This is a genomic window from Novosphingobium sp. ZW T3_23 (genome assembly GCF_044987305.1).
Lineage (GTDB): Bacteria > Pseudomonadota > Alphaproteobacteria > Sphingomonadales > Sphingomonadaceae > Novosphingobium.
Genome location: NZ_JBJDRF010000014.1, coordinates 15,229 through 37,544 on the forward strand (window position 1 = coordinate 15,229; position 22,316 = coordinate 37,544).

Here is a 22,316-nt window from a genome sequence, read left to right on the forward strand (position 1 = left end):
TCCGCTGCATATCCTCTCGGCGATGCAAGGACGCGATTGAAGAGAGGCCTTGCGGCATCGAATAAAGATAGTGCATGCTGTCAATTCATGTAGCCGCCCTATCGCGGTTTTCGATGGCACCGGACAACCGGCCCCCCGTCCAATAGCATGCATATGGCGCCGCTTTCCATGCGGGCAGAACAAGTGAGAGGTAGCCATGGGTCCGTCGATAGAACCGCTTGCAAGCTATCTCGCGCCTCTGGAGGAGGCGGCGCGGGAACTGGCGAATACGTGGCGGCCGGAGGATCCTGCCTATAGGGCGGAAGTCTATCGGCAGATCCTGATGAACCTGTCCTATGGCTACTTCGTTCATTTCAATGCCGATGCGGAGCACCCGGACTGGAGCCCGCTCTACAATCCCGTATTCATGTGTCAGCCCAATCCGGACGATATCTACATTTTCAGCCCGCTGCGCGACGATCTGACCTACCGGGTCAGCGGCGATCGTGGGACCGTCAGCAAGCTGATCTTCGTCACGCAGCGGGGAATTCCCGGCACGCTGGCATCCGTCGGCGAATATGGTGCCGCAAGCAGTATCGACGATCAGGACTTCACGGTCGGACCGGACAACCAGTTGGAGATAATCTTCAGCGCCGTTCGTCCTGCTGGCTATGAGGGTAACTGGTCGCAGCTCAAGGCCGGCGCGGATTGTCTGCTGGTGCGCTATCGCATGATCGACTGGGAATGCGAGATCGACCCTCAATTGACGATCGAATGTCTGGACGAAGTTCCGCTCAAGCGAAGGCTCGCTCCCGAGGATGTTGTCGAACGGCTCGCACAGCAATCGACCATCCCCCGCAACCAGAACCGTCTGTTCTACAAGATGCAGAACGATATTCTCGACGCGGTGGGACAGAACGCCATTCATCCCGTCCGCCTTCCGGGACTAGACAAGCAGTTGTACTGGCCTGCGGTCTATTCCTTCGATGAGGATGAAGCCCTGATCATCGAAACGGAGATGCCCGCGATAGCGCGCTATTGGAACGTCCAGCTCAACGATCCGCTGTTCAATGCCGTCGAGTATGTCTACCGCCACAGCAGCATCAACGGATCGACCGCAGTCATCGGCAGCGACGGGAAGCTGCGCGTGGTGATCGCGCTGAACGATCCGGGCCTGCACAATTGGCTCGATCCGGCCGGCCTCACGGAAGGAACGCTTTACGGGCGCTGGTACGATTGCTCCAGCCTGCCGATCCCCACCATTACGAAGGTGAAGCTGGCGGACCTCGAAGCGCATCTTCCCGCCGATACCGCAAAGGTTTCGCCGCAGGAGCGTGAACTGGCCTTGCGCAAACGCGTGGCGGCCGCCCAGCGCCGACGTCGCTGGTAGATCCGATCCGCCTGAGAACCTGAACATCGATTGGAGACGAACTGTGGCGACGAAGACCGATTCGATCCTGGACCGTCTTGAGGCCCTCGATCTCGCCGTGGACAATCTGGCCAGGAGTTGGCGGCCGGAGGATCCCGCCTATCGCGCCGATGTCTATCGCCAGACGATGACGAGCCTCTCTTACGCCTATTTCATGTATTTTCACGCCGACGCCGAGCATCCGGACTGGGCGCCCCTGTGGAATCCGGTTTTCACCCTCCAGCCCAATCCCGATGATATCTACGTGCAGTCGCCCATCCGCGGCGATCTCAGCTATCGTGTTTTCGGCAATCGGGGGACGTGCAGGATCCTGTCTTTCACGACGCAGAAGGCGCTTTCGGGCACGGTGGACGAAATGCCGCGGCCGAACGGGCACAACGAGGTGGACTGCGACGATCTCGGCATCGGCCTGGGGGAGGATTTCGAGATCCTTTTCAGCGCGGTGCGGCCGGAGGGACATGTCGGGCATTGGGCGCCGATCGATCCCGAGGCGCGCGGAATGTACTTGCGCTACCGGATGTACGACTGGGAAAACGAAACCGATCCGCAACTTTCGATCGAATGCCTCGATCGCGTTCCACTCAAGCCCAGGCTTTCTCCGGAAGATATTCTCGCCAGGATTGCCGAGATGGCGCGCTTTCCCGCGCGCAAGACCGACCTCTATTATCCGATGCAGAACGGTGTGAAGGACCGCGTTGGCTTCAATGTGTTCGAGCCGGTGCGCATGCCCGGTGCGCTGGTGAAGCAGGTCTACTGGCCCGCATGTTTCCAGTTCGGGGAAGACGAGGCCCTGATCATCGAAACCGAGATCCCGGAAAAGGCGCCGTACTGGAACATCCAGTTGAACGATCCTCTCTTCAACGCGCTGGAGTATGTCTACCGCCTGTCGAGTACCAATGGCGCCATGGCCCGGCTTTCCTCCGATGGGCGGTTTCGCGCGGTCATTTCGCTAGACGATCCCGGTGTTCCGAACTGGCTCGATCCCGCCGGCTATAGGGAAGGGGGAATCTACGGTCGCTGGTATGACTGCAGTTCCGAGCCCGTGCCGACCATCACGCGTGTCAAGCTGGCGGAACTGCGCGATCATCTGCCACCTGATACGCCTCAGGTCACGCCTGCCGAGCGGCGGGAGGAAATCGCCCGGCGGGTGCGGGCCTGCCAGCGACGCCGCCGCTGGTGAGCGTGGATCTGTGGCTTCGGTGAGTGGTAAATCGTTGCCGGAGTCGGTAGGACGGCCGGACGGACTTGAGCAGGTTATGCTGGCTTGCAAGGTCGGACCGCGTTCGGAGACGATATTGAGCGAGCAGAACAACAAACCGCGCTCCAGGCGCTCGACCGAGCAGGTTCGTGAGGAAATCCTGCGCGCGGCTGAAGCGGAATATTCGCGTTATGGGTTTTCCGGCGCCACCACTGCGGCCATTGCCGCCGGCGCCAAGACCACCGAAACCCAGATATTTCGCTATTTCAGCTCGAAGGCGGAACTGTTCCGCGAGGCCATCCAGCGGCCTCTCGATAATCATCTCAAGAACTTCATGTCGCAGGCTTTCGCGGATCAGCGCGACGAGGCTTCACTGGAGGGCCATGCCCGGTCCTATATCGAGGAACTTCAGGATTTCATCTCCGCGCACCAACGCATGTTTCTGTCGCTGATAATGGCGGAAACCGGAAAGCGGGGTGAAGTGCAGGGCATGGCGGGGATAGACGCCCTTCACGATTATTTCTCGCGCGGCGCGGAGGTCGTGCGCGAGCGCACCGGGGGGGCAGATAAGCTGCCGCCGGAACTCATGGTTCGTATCAGCTTCGCCTCCCTGCTCGGCTGCGTGCTGTTCAAGGACTGGCTCTACCCGGAAGGCATGGCCGACGAGGAAGTTCTGCGGCAGGCAACCACGAGGTTCGTGATGGATGGGATCTATTCCGATCCCGTTTGATGACGAATGAGGCATGATACCGCGATACGGGTCGCGGCATCCTTCCTCATGCGAGCGCGTGGCTCACCTCGCCGTTTCCGGTGCTGCCTTTCCGCCCATCATGAACGAGGGATCGATCGCGCCCGTATGTACGCCGCTTGCAAAGCCCTGGTCCGTGTAGAGGAACGATCCTGTGATGACCCGGTTGAGCGGCGAATTCAGCAGGATAAGCGGCCATGCCTGCTCTTCCGCGGTCGCCATGCGGCCAAGCGACGGATATGGCCAGGCGTCGAGGAAACCTTCAGGAAGCTTGTCGGATTGAAAATCGATGAAGGCGGTTTGGGTCGGGCAGGGGCCGATCGCGTTCAAGCGAATGCGACGCTCGTTTCCGAACGCCACCGCTGCATGTTGCACCCAGACAGCAAGCATTTCCTTGGAACTGGTATAGCCGTCGCGCAATCGCTTTGACGGATCCTGCTCGACCCAGGCGATAGCCTCATCGGGATCGGATATGGCCAGCATTTCCAGAGATTGCGCGATGTTCTTCTGCCAGCCAAGCGCGGCATCCGACGATATCAGGGCAATTCCGGCGCCATCCTGCAGAGCAGGCGCCAACTGCTCGATGAAATGGCGCGTGCCTACGTAGTTCACTTTCATGCAGTAAAGCGCTCCCTTTACCTGAGGGGGCAATCCGGCGCATGGAAACAGAAAATCGATCGGCGGAACCTCCGCAGCGATGGCTGCGGCACTATCGCGCACGGCCTGAAAATCGGAAAGATCGCACGGATAATAGCCTGCGTGGGCAATTTTCGGTTGCGCGATATCGACAATGAACACCTTCGCTCCCAGTTCCCCAAGAATCCGAGCGACTTGCTCTCCCATCCCGGATGCGCCCCCGGTAACGACAGCGGTCCTGCCGCGATATCCCAGTCCATCAAGATCCAGCATCGTTCTCTCCCTTGTCTCAGATGCCCTGATTGCGAGGCAATCGCTTGCGGTGGCTCCATCTATTTACTCAAGATCTGGCTTCAGCTTGCTGCTTCACTCGCGGCCATGAACTTCTGGATCGCGGGAACGAGCTGAGTCTGAACGGGGCGAACATCGAAATACTCGACCACGCGGCTGATCAGTTCACCTTCGAACTCAAAAAGAAACAGATATGTATTGGTATAATGCTCGCCGCTTCGGAAGACGCCGGTCGATCGCATTTCCACCACTGTACGGTTATCCTGGCAGGTCGTGCCGAGGCGCTCGAACTTTAGCCCCTCTACGAATACGGCCGGCAGTATTTTTGCCGCTCCCAGGTAGCGCTCGATCGTCATCGCTCCGGAAGTAGCGGTGGAAGCCTCGGCTTCGGAAGAAAAGAGATCTCGGGACAGGCTGCCTGACGACAGACCTTCGAAGAAGGCGTCGATCGTCTTCGTATGCTTTTCCATGGTCTGGTCTCTCCTCGTTTGCTGCAGGTTGGATCCTGCCCGACAGGCAGCTTGACTCTCGATAGGTGACAGTATTCACTCTCTAATGGCGGGGCAAGCACGACCCCTTCGCGAGAGTGATATCCTGACGGCAGCCCAGGCGGTCAGAACGGACGATCGGCCGGAAGGTGGTCGGCCAGAAAGTGGTCGGGGATGAGGGCAGGCCGGATGATTACGGACCAATTTGACTTTTCGGGGAAGGCTGCTGTGGTGACCGGTGGCGGCACGGGCATCGGCTATGAAACCGCGTTACAGTTTGCGCAGCTTGGAGCATCGGTCGTCATCGCGAGCCGAGGGCAGGAGGAGCTTGAACGATCGGCCGCCCAAATCCGGGAATTGACCGGAAGCGCCTGCCTGGCAGTACCTACCGATGTCAAGGACGAGGCGGCCTGCATGGCGCTGATAGCCCGTGCAGTGGACGCTTTCGGCAGGATCGACGTGCTCGTGAACAATGCCGGGGGCACGCGCATGGGGCCGCTGGAGGGAATTCCCACGCGAGGTTGGGATTCGGTCTTCGACCTTAACGCCAGGTCCGCCTATATCTGCACGCGCGAAGCGGGGCCGCATATGATGGCGAAGCGGGACGGCGTGATCATAAATGTCTCCTCGAATGCGGGCACCACTGGGGCAAAGGGCGGCGCGCATTATTCTTCCGCAAAGGCCGCGTTGCAGATGTTCACCATGGTGACGGCAGCCGAATGGGGAAGGTATGGTATCCGCGCGAACTGCGTGGCGGCGGGCATGATCGCCTCGGCGCGAGCAGCTGCGGCCTGGGCGGCCGCGGGGATCGAGGATACGGACCTTTCCGCGACGATACCGCTTGGCCGCACCGGCACTCCGCGAGAGGTCGCCAATGCGATCGTATTTCTCGCAAGCGATGCCGCCAGTTATATTTCGGGGCAAGTGATAGCGGTGAATGGTGGCCCGTCGATGGGGGGAATGACCTTTTCGTGATCAGACGCGGCGGCGGTGATCATCACGCCAGCGCCCGCTTACTCGGCTGGGAGTTCGCCATGGCTTCTTCTGCGCGGGTTGAGTTCGCTGACGATCACACCGGCGATGATGAAGACGCCGCCGAGAATCGCCAGCGGGGGAAGCCTGTCGCCTGCGATCCGGCCGATGATGCCGGCCCAGACAGGTTCACTGGCATAGATGATCGTGGCTCTTGTGGGCGATACGGATTTCTGAGCCCAGTTCATCGTCAGCTGGATCAAAGCACTTGCAATGCCCAAGCCAAGTCCGGCGAGCAGCCAAACCCAGGAGAAGGCCGGAATGCTTTCGCCGGCGATGGGCATCATGGCGAAAGATAGCAGGCCGCCTACCAGAAGCTGCACGACGGTGATCCTGGAACTGTCCACTTCCGATGCGAACCGGCCGATCAGGATGATTTCGGCAGCGATGGCTGCGGCGCTGAGCAGCGTGGCGACTTCTCCGTGTCCGAGGCCGACCTGCCATGCATCAGGGCCGGCAAGGAACAGCAGACCGACGAAAGCGAGAGCGATACCGGCCCAAGTCAGCGCACGCGGCGGTCGGCGCATGACCAGCCATTGGATGAGCGGTACCATCGGCACATAGAGCGCCGTCAGAAAAGCCGATGTGCTGCTGCTGATCGATTGCAGGCCATAGGTCTGCAAGGCGTACCCCAGGAAGATGGTCACGCCTATCGCCGATCCGGCCACCAGTTCCGTCTTCGTAAGGCCACGGAGCGCCCCGCGAAACACGACCATCGTAAGCAGGCCCGCCGCGACGAAGCGAAGGCCTACGAAAAACAACGGGCCGGAGTGTCCAACGGCCAGATGTACGATCAGGAACGTGAAACCCCAGATCAGGGTGATCCCGATCAAGGCAGCTTCCTGGCGGCTGAAAAAGGTTTTGCGTGGAGCGTCGTTGTGCAACATAATGCGCATCTATGAGCAATATAGTGCGCAGTCAATCCACACGAACCGATGTACTTTCGCACGTCTCCGACAATCTGAAGCGACTGCGGCATCTGGCAGGCCTCAGCCAGGCGGCGCTCGCGGAGGCTTCCGGCGTCAGCCGCCGGATGATCGTCAATCTGGAGGGAGGCGACACCAATGTCAGCCTATCCAGCCTGGACAAGCTGGCCTGGGCGCTCGGCGTCGACTTCGTGGCGATGGTTGCCGATCCGCAGGTCAGTCCCGAGCGAATTGAAGCGCTCACCTGGAGGGGAAGCGACGATGCCAGCAAGGCTGTGCTCCTCGGCAGCGTTCCTGCGGCTGCATCGGCTCAGCTCTGGTCCTGGTCGCTCGGGGTTGGCGATCGCTATGTCGCCGAACCGGATCCGGCAGGCTGGCACGAGATGATCTTCGTATCCGCAGGGCGGCTGCGGATCGACAAGGCCGATGGGGCCGTTACCGTCGATGCGCAGGACTTCGCAATCTACAGCAGCGCACAGGCGTTTTCCTACACGAACGTGGGCGATGAGATCGTCAGGTTCACGCGCGTCGTCGTCTGTTGAACTGAATATATGAGCCGATGCGGATGGTCAGTCGTCTGCGATGGCCTGGGCGCGGATGGCATCGGCGTATCGCGTCCGATAACGGCGGTACAGGAACGTCCAGAGCATCAAGCCTCCGATCATGGCATAGCCGATGATCGGCCCGACCACGAGATATTGCTCGATCGAGAGCATGTAGATCATCGCCGCCGATAGGGCGAAATCCAATAGCAGACCGATACCCCAGACCAGCGTCATCACCATCACGGTGTGCCGCACGAGCGCATCGTTGCCCTTGGCGTCGAAATCGGCGAGCGCCCGTTGCGATTGACGCGCCATCGTCGCCCGGGCCAGCGGATAGATCAGCGGCTTGCCGATCGCCGCCGATCCCAGGAAGGCAAGGCCGATGATCAGCGTCACCAGCTTCTCGCGCAATTGCAGCATCTGCGCCGATCCGCCTCCGATAAAGGCCAGTGTCGACAGGCCGATGCCGACGACGGCAAGCACCGAAAGCGCGTCGATGCGCCGGGTGCGCAGAAAGCTGCCGATACCCCACAGAAGCGGCGGTATCGAGGAAGCCAGCAAGGCGTTGAGTTCTCCCCAGTGCCCTTGCGTCTGATGGTAGATCGCCAGCGGAGCCGCGATATTGACGGCGCAATCCAGCGCGAAGGAAGGCCCGCGGCGCCGGATCCAGTCGAGAGGGCGGGTGGTGTTCATCGTGCTCTGGCCAGTCGAGTCAAGGGGAGGGGCGGCCGTCACTGCGGGCCGCCGTTGGCGATCCAGTTGCCGTGAAAGCCCGGTGGGATCCGATGCGGAAGATGGATCGTGGCGACCGGTTCCTCGGCGAAGCGGCGGGCGTCGAGGATCACGAGATCGGTCGCCTCGTTGGGAAGATCGACCACGAGACCGATCAGCCAGCCGTGCCCTTCAGGCGCGTCGTGGCTCTCTGGGACGAAGACGAATTCGCCTGGAAAGCGTCCCGGTCCGAAATCGTGACCGGTGCGGGTGCCGGTTGCCGTATCGTGCGCGAAGATCGCGGTTGCGCCGATGAACTGCTCGCTCGGCACCTCGGGCGTGGCGATGCTCCACACGAAGCGATGAGGCTGGCCAAAGAAGCGCTCGTCGATGCGAGGAAACTCCTGCGCGGCGCTATCGCGTGTCTCGATCTCCACCGATCGGCGCACCGGATCGATGGTCCAGCGCTCCAAGCCGCGGCACCGCGAATTCGGGCCGGCTGCGGCATCGTCGAACATCGTGTGATAGACGCAGAGGTCGAGGACGACCCGGCCGTCCGGCGCGTCATGGGCGTTGGCGACATGGAACGCGTAGCACGGCGGCACCGCACACCACAGGATGTCGTCTTCGGTGCCGTGCCGGGGCAATAGTCCGACGCGGGCGGGGTGCTCTGGATTCCAGCGATAGGGAAAGCCGTGCCCTTCGATCAGCGTCTTCATCGAAAAGGTCACCGGCATGTCGAGGATCACCACGAAGCGGTCGGTGATCGCGCAGTCATGGATCATCGGTCCATGACGCACCGAAACAGGCTCCTCGCGGATGACCTGGCCATCGGCATCGATCACGACGTGGCGGATGGTGCCGGGATCGCGGCCATCGTAGCAGATCGCGTGGTTCTCTCCCGTTCGGGGATCGAGATGTGGATGCGCGGTGAAGCTGCCCTGCAACGATCCGTCGAAGGGATTGTAGGCCTGATCGGCCAGATCCTCGCCCAGTTCGACGGGATAGCTGCCGCCTTCGACCAGCGCGAAAGTGCGCCCGGCGATGCCGACCACATTGGTGTTCACGGTATCGAACCGATGGCGAGGGCCGGGTGCAGGTTCCTTGCCCAGCGCCTTGGCAACGGCGTTGGAGCGGATCCAGCGATTGCGATACCACAGTGCCTTGCCGTCCTCGATGGCCAGGCCATGGACCATGCCGTCGCCGATGAACCAGTGATAGGAGGCGGGATCGGCGCTCACCGGGTTGGGCCCGATGCGCAGGTATCGTCCGTCCAGTCCGGCAGGGATGGTGCCGGTTACGGAAAGCTCGAACAGCGTCAGTTCCTCGTCCATCGGCGAATGAATGCCGGTGAGGAAAGGGTTCCCGCCGACCGGCGCAGGCAGCCGTTTCCGGTTGAATCCCGCCAGCGCTTCCACACCTTTGCCAACGGTGTCCCGGATCATGTTTTCGACAAGGCTTCCCATATGCGCCTCCAATGTTTACGCTGTTACTATGAATGCAAAAGATAACAGTGTCAACATAGAGAAAAAGCCCTATCATCATGGAGATCTGCGCCAGAGCCTGATCTCCGAAGGTCTGCGGATGCTGGGCGAGCGAGAGGCCGATTCGTTGTCGCTGCGCGAGATCGCACGGTCGGTCGGCGTCAGCGCCACGTCGGTCTATCGCCACTTTCCGGACAAGGAGGCGCTGATGACGGCACTCGCCCTCGAAGGGCTGGCGCAGCTCGGCGCGGCGCAACGGGCGGCTTCAGAAGCCGTAGGCGGCGGAACAGCGGGCTTCAAGGAAACGGGCCGGGCCTATGTCCGTTTCGCACTGGCCAACCCGGCGCTGTTTCGCCTCATCTTCGCATCGCCGGCGTTGTCTCAAGGCAAAGTGCAGGGCGATATCAACTCGGAGGCGCATAGTCTTCTGCAGGCCAATGCGGCGGCGGCCGCCGCGCGGGGAGGCGGTGAGCAGGCCGTTCACGCGGTTCAGGCCTGGGCGCTCGTCCACGGCCTCGCGATGCTCCTGCTCGATGGCCAGGTGCCGGCCGATGACGACCTCATAGACCGAGCCATCTGCTGACGACGGCAGGCCGAGATCGACCCGACGCGCGCAGGCGGGCTCCGATGCAGCTGGAACGGGGCAGCGGCGTTGGTTTCCCGAGGGTTTACGCCGCTCGCTTCGGCAGTTAGTCATTCCGCCGAATGGATTGGGGCTGATGGTGGACACGAAACCAGTATCTGAGCGGCGCATGGGGCCGGTGGGGTCGGAAAACTGGCTAGCCATGCTGGACGGTGCGGAAGCCATCTTGCGCGAGGAAGGTCACGCCGCCCTGAGTTCTCGCCGCGTCGCCGAGCACATCGGCGTGAAGCAGCGCCTCGTATACTACTATTTCCGCACGATGGACGACCTGATCGTCGCGACATTCCGTCGCTTGTCCGAACGGGAATTGAAAAGGCTGGCGGCCGCGCGGTCGTCGGATCTCCCGCTGCGTGAGATATGGGACGTGTGCATCCACACGACCGATGCCCGGCTGATCTCGGAATTCATGGCGCTTGCCGGGCGGATCGACGGGCTGGGCAAGGAAGTGATCCACTTCATCGAGGAAGCACGGCGGATCCAGACGGAAGCCATCTCCGAAGCTCTGGTGGCGCGATCGGCCAGACTGCCAATGGACGCCGACGCCCTGGCACTCTTGGCGACCAGCCTTGCCCTGTCGCTGACGCGCGAGGCTGATCTGGGCGTCAGCATGGGGCATGAGGGGGCCATTGCGGTGGTTACCCGAATACTCGATTCCCTGGAGCCTGTCTGAAAGCCTCTCCTCGCGCGATGCCGCGAAACTCTCAATGTTGTTGGGAGAGGCGAACGCCGAGGCGATGAATGCCACAGTCGTTTCCAGGCGGCGGTGTTCGCTTCTTCTCAGGGTGCCGATATTCGTCACTATTTTAGCAACGAGCCTCGCTCGACTATATGTCGGCATAGCCATGCGAAATTGACCCGCGAGAACGGCTTGGGCTAAACACCTGTTCAACGAATTCAGGGACAGGATGGTGGCTCATGCGCGATCGTCATACAGCATCCGGCATCGAGGAGACTGTGCAATGGTGATCGGCAACCGGCCAAGGGTCGCTCCTCTCGCGAAGGAAGCGTGGACCGACGAGGCGCGCGACGTCTTCGCTTACTGGGAGGGCGAGTCAGCGCGTAGCGAAGGTTCGCGGTCCAATACGATGATGACCTTGGCCAACCATCCCCAGCTGGCAATAGCCTCGCTGGATCTTGGGCGCTATTTCATGCTCGAATCCGGGCTGGGCGCGCGCGAGCTTAAACTGCTGATCCTGCGCGTGGCTCATCGCTATGAATCCCATTATCAGTGGGCCCACAACTCGTTGGGGGCCAAGCAACTGGGTGTCAGCGACGCGGAGATCGAGGCTATTCGCGTCGGCCCAGGCGACCCGATCTGGAACGCGCGGGATCGTCTGCTGATCACCGCCATCGACGAGATCGGCAACGGCGGCAAAGTCAGCGACGAGACTTGGGCCGGGTTGACCGCCGCGATGGACCTTCGCACGGTGATGGATCTGGTACACGCGGTTGGTTATTTCACCATGGTTGCCTGGGGGCTGGTGGCGATGGGCGTCGAGGTGGAGCCCGATTTCGCGCAGTTCTCGCAGAATCGGGCTAAAGCGGGGTGACGAACGGTTTTGACGCGGGATTGCCGGAACAATGCCGGCAATCGATGTCGAACAGGAACTCGCCGCTTCCGGCGCGCGCCGGTAGTTCCGATCAGCGGATCACGAGGGGGTAATAGCCACGGGGAGCCACCTTGTGGCTGTCGCGGTATGACGGGGGCTGGCGGCCGCCTTCATCGGTCACGCCATATTTCACCGCCATCTCCGCCCCGATCACGGTTTCGCCGCTGAGACTTGCCAGTTCGGGATCGGAATGGAGCGCCCAGATCACGTGGCCGGTGAATTCCGGCGTCTCGATCTGGTCGCGCAGATAGCTGAACTTATCAGGGTCGGCTTCGATCATCCCCAGCAGGCGGTCGGTGGCGAGCGCCCCCATCCAGATCGACAGGACCGAGACGTTGGTGCCGGCGGCCTTGAAGTCCACCGCCATGTCGAACGCCATCTTGTCGAGCCCGGCCTTGTGCGCACCATAGGCCGGACCCATGGAGTAATGCGCGGCGCCGGAAGCGGACGTGAAGACGATGAGGCCGCGGTCATGCGCAACCATGCCCGGGGCCGCCAGCCAGCTGGCCACGTAGCCGCTGCGTATCCCGACGTCGATCATGTCGGCAAGCTTGCGCGGCTTTTCCCAGAACTGGCCGGGCATCGACAGTTCGTCGTAGACGGCGGCGGCATTGTTGACGAGGATGTCGATCCGGCCTTCGTCGGACAGGACCTGATCGAACAGGGCTTCGACTTGCGCGTCGTCGCCATGATCGCAGCGCACTGCGATACCTTTGCCGCCGGCACGGGTTACCGCCTCGGCCGTTTCGTAAATGGTGCCGGGCAGGGCATGATCGCCCCGCTTTTCCGATCGCCCGGTTACATAGACGGTGCAGCCATGGCTGCCGAGCGCGATGGCGATGCCCCGTCCGGCGCCCCGGCTGGCTCCGGTGACGATGGCGATGGTTTTCTCAGGCACGTGCCGATCTCCTTCAGGACGCTTCTGCGGAAGGCGAAGCCTCCCGGGCGATCGATTCGTAGCCGCGATAGGAAAACCGCCACGCGCCGCGCTCGTACACGAACCTGTCGGTATAGAGGCCCGTCATCTTCGCCGTGCCGCCTGCCTTGAGCGCGATGACCTCGAAAACATTGGACAGCGTGCTCGCGCCTTCGCCCGAAAAGGAGATGGCTCCTACTTCGTTGAATACCGTCACGCTCTCGAAATCGTTCCAGGTCGCGCCCCACATCTGCTCAAGCGCGGTGCGGCCGGTCACTTCGAAATGAGGTGTCTTCCAGGTGGCGTCCGAGCCCCAGCACTCCAGCCATTCGGTCCCGTCCCTGCGAGCCACCGCCATCGCATAGCGCCCATAGAGTTCCCGGATGAGAAATCGGTCTTCGAACCCCTGTCCAGACATGCCTTGAGATCTCCCATGCCGCGATCGGCGCGGTATCCCGCCGATTTCGTCGTCGTCGTCGCGCCATAAACGGCGCGCTGTTCGTCAATTTGCTAGCGGGCGGTCCGGGGTTGTCAATGCGCCGCCGACCCCGTCAGGCCAAGTGCCGTAGGGGCGATGATCCAAGGCTAGATGAAGCCGGCGTTGAGGGCAGGATGCTGCCATGCTAGCAAAATGACCTGCCAGTGCGCCCAGTCTCGCAGGCAATTTCGCAACGATGCAGTTGAACGAAACGGCGGCCGAGTTTGGCGGCAAAGTAAATCTGACGATCAGCCAAGGGCGAAACGCGGCGGCGCGAACTTCATGCCGGGGGTTTCCGAGCGTCCCTTGAACAGGAAGGAATCGCGCGTGGTCATTTCTCCACCTTCCTTCAGCGTGTCGCCGCCGTCGGAGGGGACCGAGTTGACATAGACGTCGCGCATGTCCGCCCCACCAAAGCGAAGCTGCGTGACGGAACCGGCCGGCGTCGAGAAATCCGCCAGCCGCGTCCCTTCCGGCGCCAGGCGGGTGACATGGCTCGAGCGAAATCCCGTGACCCAAAGATTGCCGTTCGCATCGAGCGCCATGCCGTCGACGTCGGCTTTTTCGAGAAGGCAGCGCTGGTTGGCCAGGCGAAGATCGGCATCGACGTCGAAGGCCCAGGTGCACCGAAAGGTATCGTTGCAGTAGAGCCTGGCGCGATCCTGATCGAACATGATGCCGTTCGAAAAGCCAATGCCGTCTGCCAGGCGGACCAGTTCGAGCTCTGCGGTCAGACGGTAGATCTCGGTGGGTCGCGGCTCGCCGGCTGCGATCACCATCTCTATATCGTTGGTGCCAAAGAAGATGCCGCCCCGGCCGTCGGGCACCATCTCGTTGATGCCGTTGATGGGGTGGCCGTCTATCTTCTCGATCAGCCATCCCGACCGGCCGGTCTCGGGATCGTTCCATAGGATGCCACCCTGGCCGCTGGAAAGCAGTTTGCCATCGGTGTTGACCAAGACTCCGCCGGTCCACATGCGATCGGGATTGAAGCTGGCCAGCGGAGTGCCATCGGGCTTCACTCCATGGATTCCTCCAGCGATGACGTCGCTGTACCACACGATGTCCCGGTCGTGATCGACGGCCAGGCCTTCCAGATAGACGCCGGAAGCCAACTTCTGGAATGCATCGATGGTTGCATCTGACATGCTTTTTCCCCTCTACCAGCCTCGCCGCCGTGATCCGGCCATTCACCAGTTTTCCATGATCGTTCGTCAGACTGTTAGCATCGCATGAGGCTGTCAAGGGCTCCTCGTCACACATTGCCGGCTTCCCGATGACGTGCTAACAACATGACGAACGCGCATGGAGTGACTAGGGAGGCCATCATCGACACCGAGCCCAACTTCTATCAGGATCCGGCGATCATCGACGATCCGAAGGCCTATTTCGAGTTCAAGAGATCGCAGGCGCCGGCCGCCTGGGAACCGCATTACGGCACGCTTGTCGTCACCGGCTACGAAGAGGCTCTGGCTGTCCTGACGGATCGCAACGGCGTTTTCTCCAATGCGAGTTCGATCGTCGGACCCATTCCCGGCCTGCCGTTCACGCCCGAGGGCGCCGACATCCGCGCGCAGCTTGACGAGCACCGCGCGCAGATGCCTTGGTCCGAGCACCTCGTGGCTTTCGACGGAAACAAGCATGGCGAGTATCGCGCGCTGCTTGGCAGCTTGCTGACATTCAAGCGGTTGAAGCAGAACGAGGCCTATCTTGAGGATCTCGTCGATCGCCTGATCGGAGGGCTCGAAAGCGGCCGCCCGGTCAACATCGTCACCGACTTTGCGCATGCCGTGACGGTCTATGCGATTTCCGATCTAATGGGCATTCCCATAGAGCATCGCGGCATCCTGCTGGAGCAGATCGGCGCCCCGCCGAGCCAGCTTGACGGTGACGTCGGCAAGGTGGGGCCGGATCCGCTGGCGCCAATGAAGCCGCTGTTCGATAGCTATCTCAAGGATCGCCAGGATAACGATCGAGGCGACCTGATGTCGGACCTTGTCCGCAGCCGGATGAAGGACGGTTCGCCGCCCGACTTCGAGGTGCTTTCCGGACTCGCTCGCTTCCTGTTCGGAGCCGGGCAGGACACGACCTCCCGGCTTATCGCCATGGCGGTGCTCATCCTGGCCGAGGATCCGAAGCTACAGGCCCGCTTGCGAAACGATCCAGGCCGGATCAAGGACTTCATCGAGGAATGCCTGAGGTTCGATGCGCCGGTGAAGATGTCCTACCGGCTTGCCCTGGAGGATACATCGATAGGCGAGGTCGCCGTGCCGGCAGGCACGATCGTGGCGGTATCGCTGACGGCGGCGAGCTGGGATCCCGCCAAGTTTGCGGACCCTGGAGAATTCGATCTCGACCGGCCGTTCGTGCGCGATCACATGGGCTTCAGCCGTGGGGCGCATGGGTGCCTGGGCGCTCCGCTGGGCCGGATGGAGGCGCGGATCGCCATCGAGCGGCTGCTTGCGTGCACGGCGGCTTTCCGCATTGCGGATGATCATCACGGAGGGCCGGGAGACCGGCGCTTTAACTTCGAGCCAACTTATTCGTTTCGCAGCCTGAGCGACCTCTTCGTCGAGATCGAGCCCGCGTGATGCGGGCAAGGCGATCGGTTAACCCGTCTGCCAATGGCTTCAGGCCGTCTCTCCGGCGTCGACCAGCAATGTGCTGCCGGTCATGAACAGTGACATGTCGGAAGCGCAGAAGAGAACCGCCCGCGCAATATCGTCGGGAACGCCGACGCGCCCTAGCGCGGAGGTGAGCGTTGCCGCGATTTCGCTGCGCACCCGGTCGGGCAGGGCGGCGAGGGCGGCCATGTTGCCTTCCGTCTCGCAAAACGTCGGTGCGACGCCGAGCACGCGAATATCATGCGGCGCCAGTTCGATGGCGAGTTGACGAGTGAGCCCGCGCACGCCGTGTTTGGAAGCCACGTAAGCGGCCATGCCCGGCGCCACGCCCCTGAACCCGGCAGTCGATACGACATTGATGAGAACGCCGCCCGTCCCGGCTTCGATCATCCGCTGGGCGGCTTCCCGGCAGCTTACGAAGACGCCCCGCAAGTTGACCGCCATGGTCTGGTCCCAGACGGGATCGGTCATCTCGTTTAGCAGGACGTTGGGATAAAGCCCGGCATTGTTGACCCATATGTCGATGCCTCCGAGTTTCTCTGTCGCAAGCGCCGCGGTGGCCTGTATGGAGGCGCTGTCGGTGACGTCGAGCCTTGTTGCGATCACCCTGGTACCGAACTGCGCCGACAGTTCCTCTGCGGCGGTGCGGGCATCGGCGTCCTTGAGGTCGCCGATGAGAACGTTTGCGCCCGCTTCAGCGAGCCGGCGCACCATCGCCTTGCCCAGTCCCTGCGCGCCGCCAGTGACGACGGCGCAGCGGCCTTGCAGTGAGATTAGCTCGCCAAGGGAACGGGCAGTAACGTCAGCAATCGCCATGCTTCAGGCCTTTTCCATAGTACGGGTCTCGACGAACGGGATCAGCTCACCCGCGAAGTCGATGTCGCCCAGTTTGCAGCATCGGATGGCGGTTCGCTTCAGACGGCGGCGCCTCCGTTCACGCCCAGCACTTGTGCGGTGACATAGCCGGCATCCTCGCTGGCGAAGAAGCAGCAAGCCGCTGCAATCTCCTCGGGAAGGCCAAGCCGGGGGATCGGATAGTTTGCGACGATCTGCTCATAGGGCACCGGGAACAGGTCGCCGTCGATCGCCCGCCGCGCCATCGGCGTATCGATGAAGCCGGGCGACACCGAGTTGACGGTTATGCCCTTGCGGCCAAGCTCGACGGCCAGGGAGCGGGTCATTGCAATGATGCCGCCCTTGCTCGCCGTGTAGAGCGCCATGTCGGGTGCGCCGGTCTGGGCGCCGATCGCCGAGAGATTGACCACGCGGCCCCATGTGGCCGCTTCCATGTCCGGCAGCACTTCCTGCGTCACGATGTAGAAGCCCTTGAGATTGACGGCCATCAGCCGGTCCCAGGTCTCGTCGTCGAGTTCGCCGAGCGGGCAGAAGTTCTCGATCGCGGCATTGTTGACGAGGATCGTCACCGGGCCCAGCGCGCCGCGGATTTCGGCAAGCGCGGCCCTGACCTGCTCGCGACGGGAAATGTCCGCCGCAACGGCAAGTGCCGTGCCTCCGGCAGCGGCGATCTCCTCGGCCACCGCGCGGGCCGCCGCCGCGTTGATATCGAGCACCGCCACCGCGCGGCCCTCGCCAGCGAGACGCAGGCTGGTAGCGCGGCCCATGCCCGATCCGCCGCCGGTCACGAGCGCCACTTTCCGTTCTGTCATGTTGCCTCTCTCCCGCAATGAGCGTCAGAGCATCGTTGCACCGCCTTCGACGCCGATCGTCTGACCTGTCACGAACTCGGAGGCGTCGCTCGCGAGGAAGATGGCCGTGGGCGCGATATCCTCGGGCGCACCGAAGCGGCGCATCGCGACTTTCGACAGTTCGAGGTCGTAGGTCCTGCTCTCTTCCAGATACCGGATCGCCTTGGGCGAGAGCGCGGAAGGCAAGATCGTATTTACGCGAATCTTGTCCTGCCCCCATTCACGCGCGGCGGTCTTGGTGAGTGCGCGGATCGCTTCCTTGCAGGCCGCATAGGCAAGGAAGCCCGGCTCACAGCGGATGCCAAAGCTCGATCCCATGTTGATGATCGAGCCGCCGCCCTGTGCGACCATGTGGGGATGGCAGAGCTGCATGAGCTGGAGCGAGCCGAAGAAGGCCGACTGGAAGTCCACCTTGCAGTTATCTTCCATCTTGGGGTCGGATAGCGGAAGATAGTCGGTGAACGAGTGCGCATTGTTGACGAGGATGTCTACGCGTCCCCACTCGGCGATGACCTTGTCGATCGTCGCCTTCGATTGCGCTGCCTCGCCCGCCACCGCGTCCAGCGCGAGAGCCGCGCCCCCGACCGCCGCGATCTTCGCCACCACCTCATCGAGCTTGGAGAGCGTGCGGCCGGTCACCAGCACCTTGGCGCCTTCCTGCGCGTAGCCAAGCGCTATGGCCTCCCCGATGCCCTGGCCGGCTCCCGTCACGATCGCAACTTTGCCTTCCAGCTTTCCGGTCCCGCCCACCAGCCTTCTCCCATGCGTTTGTTCGTCATATTGTTAGCGGAGGCGGTGCGGCTGTCAATTGCCGGAGCGATATGTCGAAGGGGAATGCCTTCAAGGCTATGCGGCGAAACGCCTTTTCCCAGCGCTGGCATGACCGAGACAGTTCTCGGAACGACTGCTAACGTTCTACTATCGTTATATCTTCCGACGGTCATGGGCGCGGGGTCCGGGCGCGAGACCGTCAGGGCTGGGGGCAGAATTGTTGAAGCATTTCCTTTCCATTGGCCTTTGCGCCAACCTGCTTGCCGCCTGCGCCGATGCGTCCACGGGGCAGGCCCGAGCGGAAGAAAAGCCCGGCGTAGCGGTTCAGCGAGGGGAAGGGCTGCCCTATGAGGTCACCGACAGTGAAGTGTGGGACGTACCCGATCCGGCATCGCGACGAGATTATCAGATCTTCGTCGCCCTGCCGCCCTCCTATCGCACGCAGCCTGAGCGGCGATATCCAGTGATCTATGTGACGGATGCCGATTACGCATTTCCGCTGCTCAAGCAGATCGGGCGGCGCCTCAATGTCGAAGGGCCGACTGTCGAAGAGTTCATCCTCGTCGGGCTTTCCTATGCAAAGGGAGAAGGCGGAATGGAAAGCCGCCGCCGCGATTATACGCCGACGGCCAATGGCCCTACGGGATCGCCGAAGGGGGCGGTGCACGGTCAGGCGAAGGCTTATCAAACCTATGTCCGGGACCAAGTGCTGCCCTTCGTGGCTCAACATTATCGGACGGACGAGAAGCGGCGGATTTTTCTGGGCCATTCATACGGCTCACTGCTCGGCATGCAGATCCTGCTGAGCGAACCTGCGCTGTTCGATGGCTACGTTCTGGGGAGCCCCTCGTTCTGGTATGACCACCACTACATGATCGATCAGGCGCGCGCTTACACAGCCAGGCATGGCGACTTGCCCGCGCGGGTCTACATGTACATCGGCGAATACGAAGAGACGCGGCCGGGAGATGCGCGCTTTTCCAGATCCGCCAACATGGTGACTGACACCAAGGACATGGATCGAATCCTGCGATCCCGCGGATATCCTTCCCTGCATTTGCAGACGGAAGTTCTCAATGACGAAGATCACGTCAGCGTCGCGCCGCGTGGCTTCACTCACGGACTGAAGTACCTGCTGCCAGATCCTGGATGAGCCGTTTCCGAGCCATCGTCATCATCTCGTGTCGGCCCAGGGAGGAGCGGCATCAATCAGTCGTTATAGGCGGCTCACCTTTTTCGATAGCTTGGTTCTCGACGCGTCTTGCGACATGGCTCTTCAACCGGGCGATGGCTGCTGGCGTCCAACCCCGGGGTTGCGTTACCGCGATCCACGCATCGACATAATGTTCGGGCGCATAGACATGGCCATGGCCCATAGGCGTTGTCGTTGCGATCACCATGTCCAGCCCGTGCTGAAGAAAAGTCACCAGCGGATACCAGCGTAATTCCGGTGAGACGTCAGGGCCGCGCGGGCCTTTCATCCAGGCCGGTGGCCGAAACGCCGACTGCGTCTCGAAGAAAGTGATCGGGTCGCTGGCATACTGCAGATAGACGATCCGCATGGGCCCCCAAGGCGCATCGGCCTGAGCCAGCGCATTGCGTTGACCAGTGAAACGGATGACCGATCCGTCACGAAACCGGGGGAGCCATGCCGGCGATCGGGGGGAGCGCTCGTGCGTCGCCTGCAACCAGGTCCGGCTCTGGAAAGGCGGACCGCTCCACAAGGCGCCCTGATGCGGATCGCCGATTACATCGAACAGATCGGCCGAGAGATCGGAATTGAGCGCGCCGAGGCTCAGACCATGGAGATAAAGGCGGGGCCGACGGTCGCGGGGAAGCTTGTGCCAGTGGTCGTAGACCTTGCGGAACAGCGCCCGCGCGGTATCGGCACCATAGTCTGGCTCGACCATCAGTGCCAGCCAACTGGGCAGGTAGGAATACTGAACTGCCACGGTGGCAACGTCGCCGCGATGAAGATATTCAAGCGGCATCTGACTGGCCGGGTCCAGCCATCCCGTGCCCGTCGGCGTGGCTATGACCAGGACGGAACGATCGAACGCACCGACTCTCTGCATTTCCGCCAGCGCCAGGGCGGCGCGTTCTTCAATCGAACCGGCAGATCTCAGGCCGGCATAAATGCGAAGAGGCTCCATGGCCGGTTGGCCGGTGAACCGTTCGATCTCGGCGCGTGTCGGCCCGAATGCGATGGCGGACCTTCCCATCAGGCCCAAATCCGCCCATTTGAGCAGCGACGCCTCACTCCCTGTTTTGAGCGGATCGGCAGGTTGTCGCATCCCACTGTCCATACTGCTGTCGAGTTCACGATAGGACGCGTCGAGCGCGCGAATGCCCGCGCGCAACAGCAGGCCGTTGCCGATTGACCAGAACAGAGCGGCCGCCAATATCGTTCCTGCAATCGCCGATACCCGGCGCGGCGCAACGCGGTCGAGCAGGTGGGTGATGCCCCGCGCCATCGCCTTGAACAGCCGTGCCAGCAGGATCCCCAGGATCGCTATCACCAGGGACAGCGCGCCCACCAGCACCGGCCGGGCGCTGTCCACCGGGGCCATACCCATCGGCAGCCGGACGGAATTCTGCCATTCGGATGCGCGCCATAGGAACAGCCCGGCGATGAGAATGCAGGTGGCCGCCGCCCCGACTTTCAGGCTGCGTCCGATCAGGCTCTCGTCCCATGGCGGCAGACGCAGGAAGCGCCATAACCCGCGGAATCCGGCCCCGACGCCATACCCCAGCGCAAAGGCGACACCAGACAACACACCCTGAATCAACCCGCTGCGCGGCACGAGGCTGGGCGTAAGCGAGGCGGCGAAGAACAGCGTCCCCAACCAGACGCCGGTGCCGCACAAGGACAACAAAAAGCGCCCGGGAAGCCGCTGAAGAAAAGAAGAGGGACCCGGCGCAGGAAGCTGCCTGATGGCTTTGGCAAGGGCATTCATGATAGCGTCCTACCAGCACGTAGGTAGATATGGCGAGGCCTGGATTTACTGCTGGGCTATCTGCCGGAATTTAACTTCGATGATAAATGAAATCGCGACCACGGCCTTTATCCGTTTCAGGGATTCGCGCGGCTATGACCGATTCTCTGGCTTGCGTACTCGAAATGGCCCGAGTTGCAGGGTAGTTGCCTGGTGGGCAGATTATGCCGGCCAGGAGACGCAGCCATGATCCCATGGCGGGGCTCCATTGCCGCGATAAATGCCGCCTGGATGCTATACATCGATCGGACCGCATAACTTAGTCGCCAAATGGTCGCTACGCTGCTATCGCCTTTCATCCCTGTATCCTGAAAACGGATTCTGCGGCCTTACGTGCTACGTTCACTCGTGAGGATTAAGTTTCTTCGAGCGTAGCTTTTGGGTGTTTTGAATATGACATACGACAGAGGAAATCGCGGCAATGGTCGCGACCGGTTCGGCGGTGACGATCGCTGGGGTGGCGGCAACGATCGCTTCGGCGGTGGCGGCGATCGCTTCGGTGGCGGGGATCGCTTTGGCGGCGGTGGCGATCGCTTCGGCGGCGGCCAGCGCGGCGGCTTTGGCGGCGGCCAGCGTGGCGGCGGCTTTGGCGGCGGCGGTTCGCGTGGCGGCCCGGGCCAGGCTATCGGCCAGGGACGTGGAACCGTAAAGTTCTTCAATCCGGACAAGGGCTTCGGCTTCATCCAGCTTGAAGAAGGTGGCGATGACGCATTCGTCCACATCAGCGCCGTGCAGTCTGCCGGTCTCGAAACGCTGGCTGAAGGCCAGCAGCTGGAATTCCAGCTGGTGGAGCGCAACGGCAAGGTTTCCGCCTCCGAACTGAGCATCGTGGGCGAGGTGATCGTCGCCGAACGTCGCGAGCGTGCGCCGGCTGCTCCGCGTCAGTCGACGGGCGAGAAGGCCACCGGCACGGTCAAGTTCTTCAACGGAACCAAGGGCTTTGGCTTCATCGTGCGCGATGACGGCCAGCCTGATGCGTTCGTGCATATCAGCGCCGTCGAGCGTTCTGGTCTGCATGGACTGTCCGAAGGCGATCAGCTCGAATTCGAGATCGAGATCGATCGTCGCGGCAAAGCGTCCGCTGTGAATCTGATCCAGCGTTGAG

Annotated in this window: 23 protein-coding genes; 11 read left to right on the forward strand and 12 right to left on the reverse strand. The window is 62.0% G+C overall.

Annotated elements, in window-relative coordinates:
• Positions 1–196: 196 nt before the first annotated feature.
• From ACI3K3_RS09960 to ACI3K3_RS09970, 3 genes are all read left to right on the forward strand, one after another.
• Complete coding sequence (locus ACI3K3_RS09960; RefSeq protein ID WP_404913429.1) at positions 197–1,369, forward strand: DUF1214 domain-containing protein; 1,173 nt, start codon at positions 197–199, stop codon at positions 1,367–1,369.
• A 43-nt stretch (positions 1,370–1,412) separates the two neighbouring features.
• A complete protein-coding gene (locus ACI3K3_RS09965) occupies positions 1,413–2,588 on the forward strand; it encodes a hypothetical protein (RefSeq protein WP_404913430.1) in 1,176 nt (391 codons plus the stop codon).
• Between the two features lie 115 nt (positions 2,589–2,703).
• Positions 2,704–3,336 (forward strand): TetR/AcrR family transcriptional regulator, encoded by a 633-nt coding sequence (locus tag ACI3K3_RS09970; RefSeq protein ID WP_404913431.1) that lies wholly within the window; start codon positions 2,704–2,706, stop codon positions 3,334–3,336.
• A 63-nt stretch (positions 3,337–3,399) separates the two neighbouring features.
• Here the strand turns inward: ACI3K3_RS09970 and ACI3K3_RS09975 are convergent, their stop codons facing one another.
• Together ACI3K3_RS09975 and ACI3K3_RS09980 are read right to left on the reverse strand one after the other, a co-directional pair.
• Positions 3,400–4,263, reverse strand: a complete 864-nt coding sequence (locus ACI3K3_RS09975; protein ID WP_404913432.1) for an SDR family oxidoreductase — start codon at positions 4,261–4,263, stop codon at positions 3,400–3,402.
• Positions 4,264–4,343: 80 nt separating this feature from the next.
• Positions 4,344–4,751 (reverse strand): nuclear transport factor 2 family protein, encoded by a 408-nt coding sequence (locus ACI3K3_RS09980; RefSeq protein WP_404913433.1) that lies wholly within the window; start codon positions 4,749–4,751, stop codon positions 4,344–4,346.
• Positions 4,752–4,958: 207 nt separating this feature from the next.
• Here ACI3K3_RS09980 and ACI3K3_RS09985 point away from each other — a divergent pair, with 207 nt between their 5' ends.
• Positions 4,959–5,744 carry an SDR family NAD(P)-dependent oxidoreductase gene (locus ACI3K3_RS09985; RefSeq protein ID WP_404913434.1) on the forward strand — a complete coding sequence of 262 codons (786 nt, stop codon included), beginning with the start codon at positions 4,959–4,961 and terminating at the stop codon, positions 5,742–5,744.
• A gap of 38 nt (positions 5,745–5,782) precedes the next feature.
• Here the strand turns inward: ACI3K3_RS09985 and ACI3K3_RS09990 are convergent, their stop codons facing one another.
• A complete protein-coding gene (locus tag ACI3K3_RS09990) occupies positions 5,783–6,634 on the reverse strand; it encodes a DMT family transporter (protein ID WP_404913435.1) in 852 nt (283 codons plus the stop codon).
• Between the two features lie 65 nt (positions 6,635–6,699).
• On the opposite strand from ACI3K3_RS09990, the gene ACI3K3_RS09995 reads away from it, so the two are divergent.
• A complete protein-coding gene (locus tag ACI3K3_RS09995; protein ID WP_404913436.1) occupies positions 6,700–7,269 on the forward strand; it encodes a helix-turn-helix domain-containing protein in 570 nt (189 codons plus the stop codon).
• A gap of 27 nt (positions 7,270–7,296) precedes the next feature.
• Here the strand turns inward: ACI3K3_RS09995 and ACI3K3_RS10000 are convergent, their stop codons facing one another.
• A complete protein-coding gene (locus ACI3K3_RS10000; RefSeq protein ID WP_404913437.1) occupies positions 7,297–7,965 on the reverse strand; it encodes a VC0807 family protein in 669 nt (222 codons plus the stop codon).
• A gap of 38 nt (positions 7,966–8,003) precedes the next feature.
• A complete protein-coding gene (locus ACI3K3_RS10005) occupies positions 8,004–9,428 on the reverse strand; it encodes a carotenoid oxygenase family protein (protein ID WP_404913438.1) in 1,425 nt (474 codons plus the stop codon).
• Between ACI3K3_RS10005 and ACI3K3_RS10010 the strand changes: the two genes are divergently transcribed.
• The 3 genes from ACI3K3_RS10010 (at position 9,427) to ACI3K3_RS10020 (ending at position 11,660) form a co-directional block, all read left to right on the forward strand.
• Complete coding sequence (locus ACI3K3_RS10010) at positions 9,427–10,050, forward strand: TetR/AcrR family transcriptional regulator (RefSeq protein ID WP_404913439.1); 624 nt, start codon at positions 9,427–9,429, stop codon at positions 10,048–10,050. The genes ACI3K3_RS10005 and ACI3K3_RS10010 overlap by 2 nt on opposite strands.
• Positions 10,051–10,186: 136 nt before the next feature.
• The gene (locus ACI3K3_RS10015) at positions 10,187–10,780 is read left to right on the forward strand and encodes a TetR family transcriptional regulator (RefSeq protein ID WP_404913440.1); all 594 of its coding nucleotides are present in this window, start codon (positions 10,187–10,189) and stop codon (positions 10,778–10,780) included.
• 289 nt (positions 10,781–11,069) lie between these two features.
• Positions 11,070–11,660, forward strand: a complete 591-nt coding sequence (locus tag ACI3K3_RS10020) for a carboxymuconolactone decarboxylase family protein (protein WP_404913441.1) — start codon at positions 11,070–11,072, stop codon at positions 11,658–11,660.
• Positions 11,661–11,751: 91 nt separating this feature from the next.
• Here the strand turns inward: ACI3K3_RS10020 and ACI3K3_RS10025 are convergent, their stop codons facing one another.
• The 3 genes from ACI3K3_RS10025 to ACI3K3_RS10035 all read right to left on the reverse strand — a co-directional run bounded on the left by ACI3K3_RS10025 (position 11,752) and on the right by ACI3K3_RS10035 (position 14,262).
• Positions 11,752–12,618 carry an SDR family NAD(P)-dependent oxidoreductase gene (locus ACI3K3_RS10025; RefSeq protein ID WP_404913442.1) on the reverse strand — a complete coding sequence of 289 codons (867 nt, stop codon included), beginning with the start codon at positions 12,616–12,618 and terminating at the stop codon, positions 11,752–11,754.
• A gap of 13 nt (positions 12,619–12,631) precedes the next feature.
• Positions 12,632–13,054, reverse strand: a complete 423-nt coding sequence (locus ACI3K3_RS10030; RefSeq protein ID WP_404913443.1) for a nuclear transport factor 2 family protein — start codon at positions 13,052–13,054, stop codon at positions 12,632–12,634.
• A gap of 308 nt (positions 13,055–13,362) precedes the next feature.
• Positions 13,363–14,262 (reverse strand): SMP-30/gluconolactonase/LRE family protein, encoded by a 900-nt coding sequence (locus ACI3K3_RS10035; RefSeq protein ID WP_404913444.1) that lies wholly within the window; start codon positions 14,260–14,262, stop codon positions 13,363–13,365.
• Positions 14,263–14,406: 144 nt separating this feature from the next.
• On the opposite strand from ACI3K3_RS10035, the gene ACI3K3_RS10040 reads away from it, so the two are divergent.
• The gene (locus ACI3K3_RS10040; protein WP_404913445.1) at positions 14,407–15,705 is read left to right on the forward strand and encodes a cytochrome P450; all 1,299 of its coding nucleotides are present in this window, start codon (positions 14,407–14,409) and stop codon (positions 15,703–15,705) included.
• Between the two features lie 39 nt (positions 15,706–15,744).
• Here ACI3K3_RS10040 and ACI3K3_RS10045 read toward each other — a convergent pair whose 3' ends face one another.
• The 3 genes from ACI3K3_RS10045 to ACI3K3_RS10055 form a co-directional block, all read right to left on the reverse strand.
• Positions 15,745–16,554, reverse strand: coding sequence for an SDR family NAD(P)-dependent oxidoreductase (locus ACI3K3_RS10045; protein WP_404913446.1), 810 nt, complete (start codon positions 16,552–16,554; stop codon positions 15,745–15,747).
• A gap of 98 nt (positions 16,555–16,652) precedes the next feature.
• A complete protein-coding gene (locus ACI3K3_RS10050) occupies positions 16,653–17,405 on the reverse strand; it encodes an SDR family NAD(P)-dependent oxidoreductase (protein ID WP_404913447.1) in 753 nt (250 codons plus the stop codon).
• A gap of 24 nt (positions 17,406–17,429) precedes the next feature.
• Positions 17,430–18,194, reverse strand: a complete 765-nt coding sequence (locus ACI3K3_RS10055) for an SDR family NAD(P)-dependent oxidoreductase (RefSeq protein ID WP_404913448.1) — start codon at positions 18,192–18,194, stop codon at positions 17,430–17,432.
• Positions 18,195–18,435: 241 nt separating this feature from the next.
• Here ACI3K3_RS10055 and ACI3K3_RS10060 point away from each other — a divergent pair, with 241 nt between their 5' ends.
• Entirely contained in the window at positions 18,436–19,368 is a 933-nt protein-coding gene (locus ACI3K3_RS10060; protein WP_404913449.1) for an alpha/beta hydrolase, read from the forward strand.
• Between the two features lie 52 nt (positions 19,369–19,420).
• On the opposite strand, the gene ACI3K3_RS10065 is transcribed toward ACI3K3_RS10060, so the two are convergent.
• Positions 19,421–21,172, reverse strand: coding sequence for an alpha/beta hydrolase (locus tag ACI3K3_RS10065; protein WP_404913450.1), 1,752 nt, complete (start codon positions 21,170–21,172; stop codon positions 19,421–19,423).
• A gap of 432 nt (positions 21,173–21,604) precedes the next feature.
• On the opposite strand from ACI3K3_RS10065, the gene ACI3K3_RS10070 reads away from it, so the two are divergent.
• Positions 21,605–22,315 carry a cold-shock protein gene (locus ACI3K3_RS10070; RefSeq protein ID WP_404913451.1) on the forward strand — a complete coding sequence of 237 codons (711 nt, stop codon included), beginning with the start codon at positions 21,605–21,607 and terminating at the stop codon, positions 22,313–22,315.
• The last annotated feature ends 1 nt before the right edge of the window (position 22,316 follow it).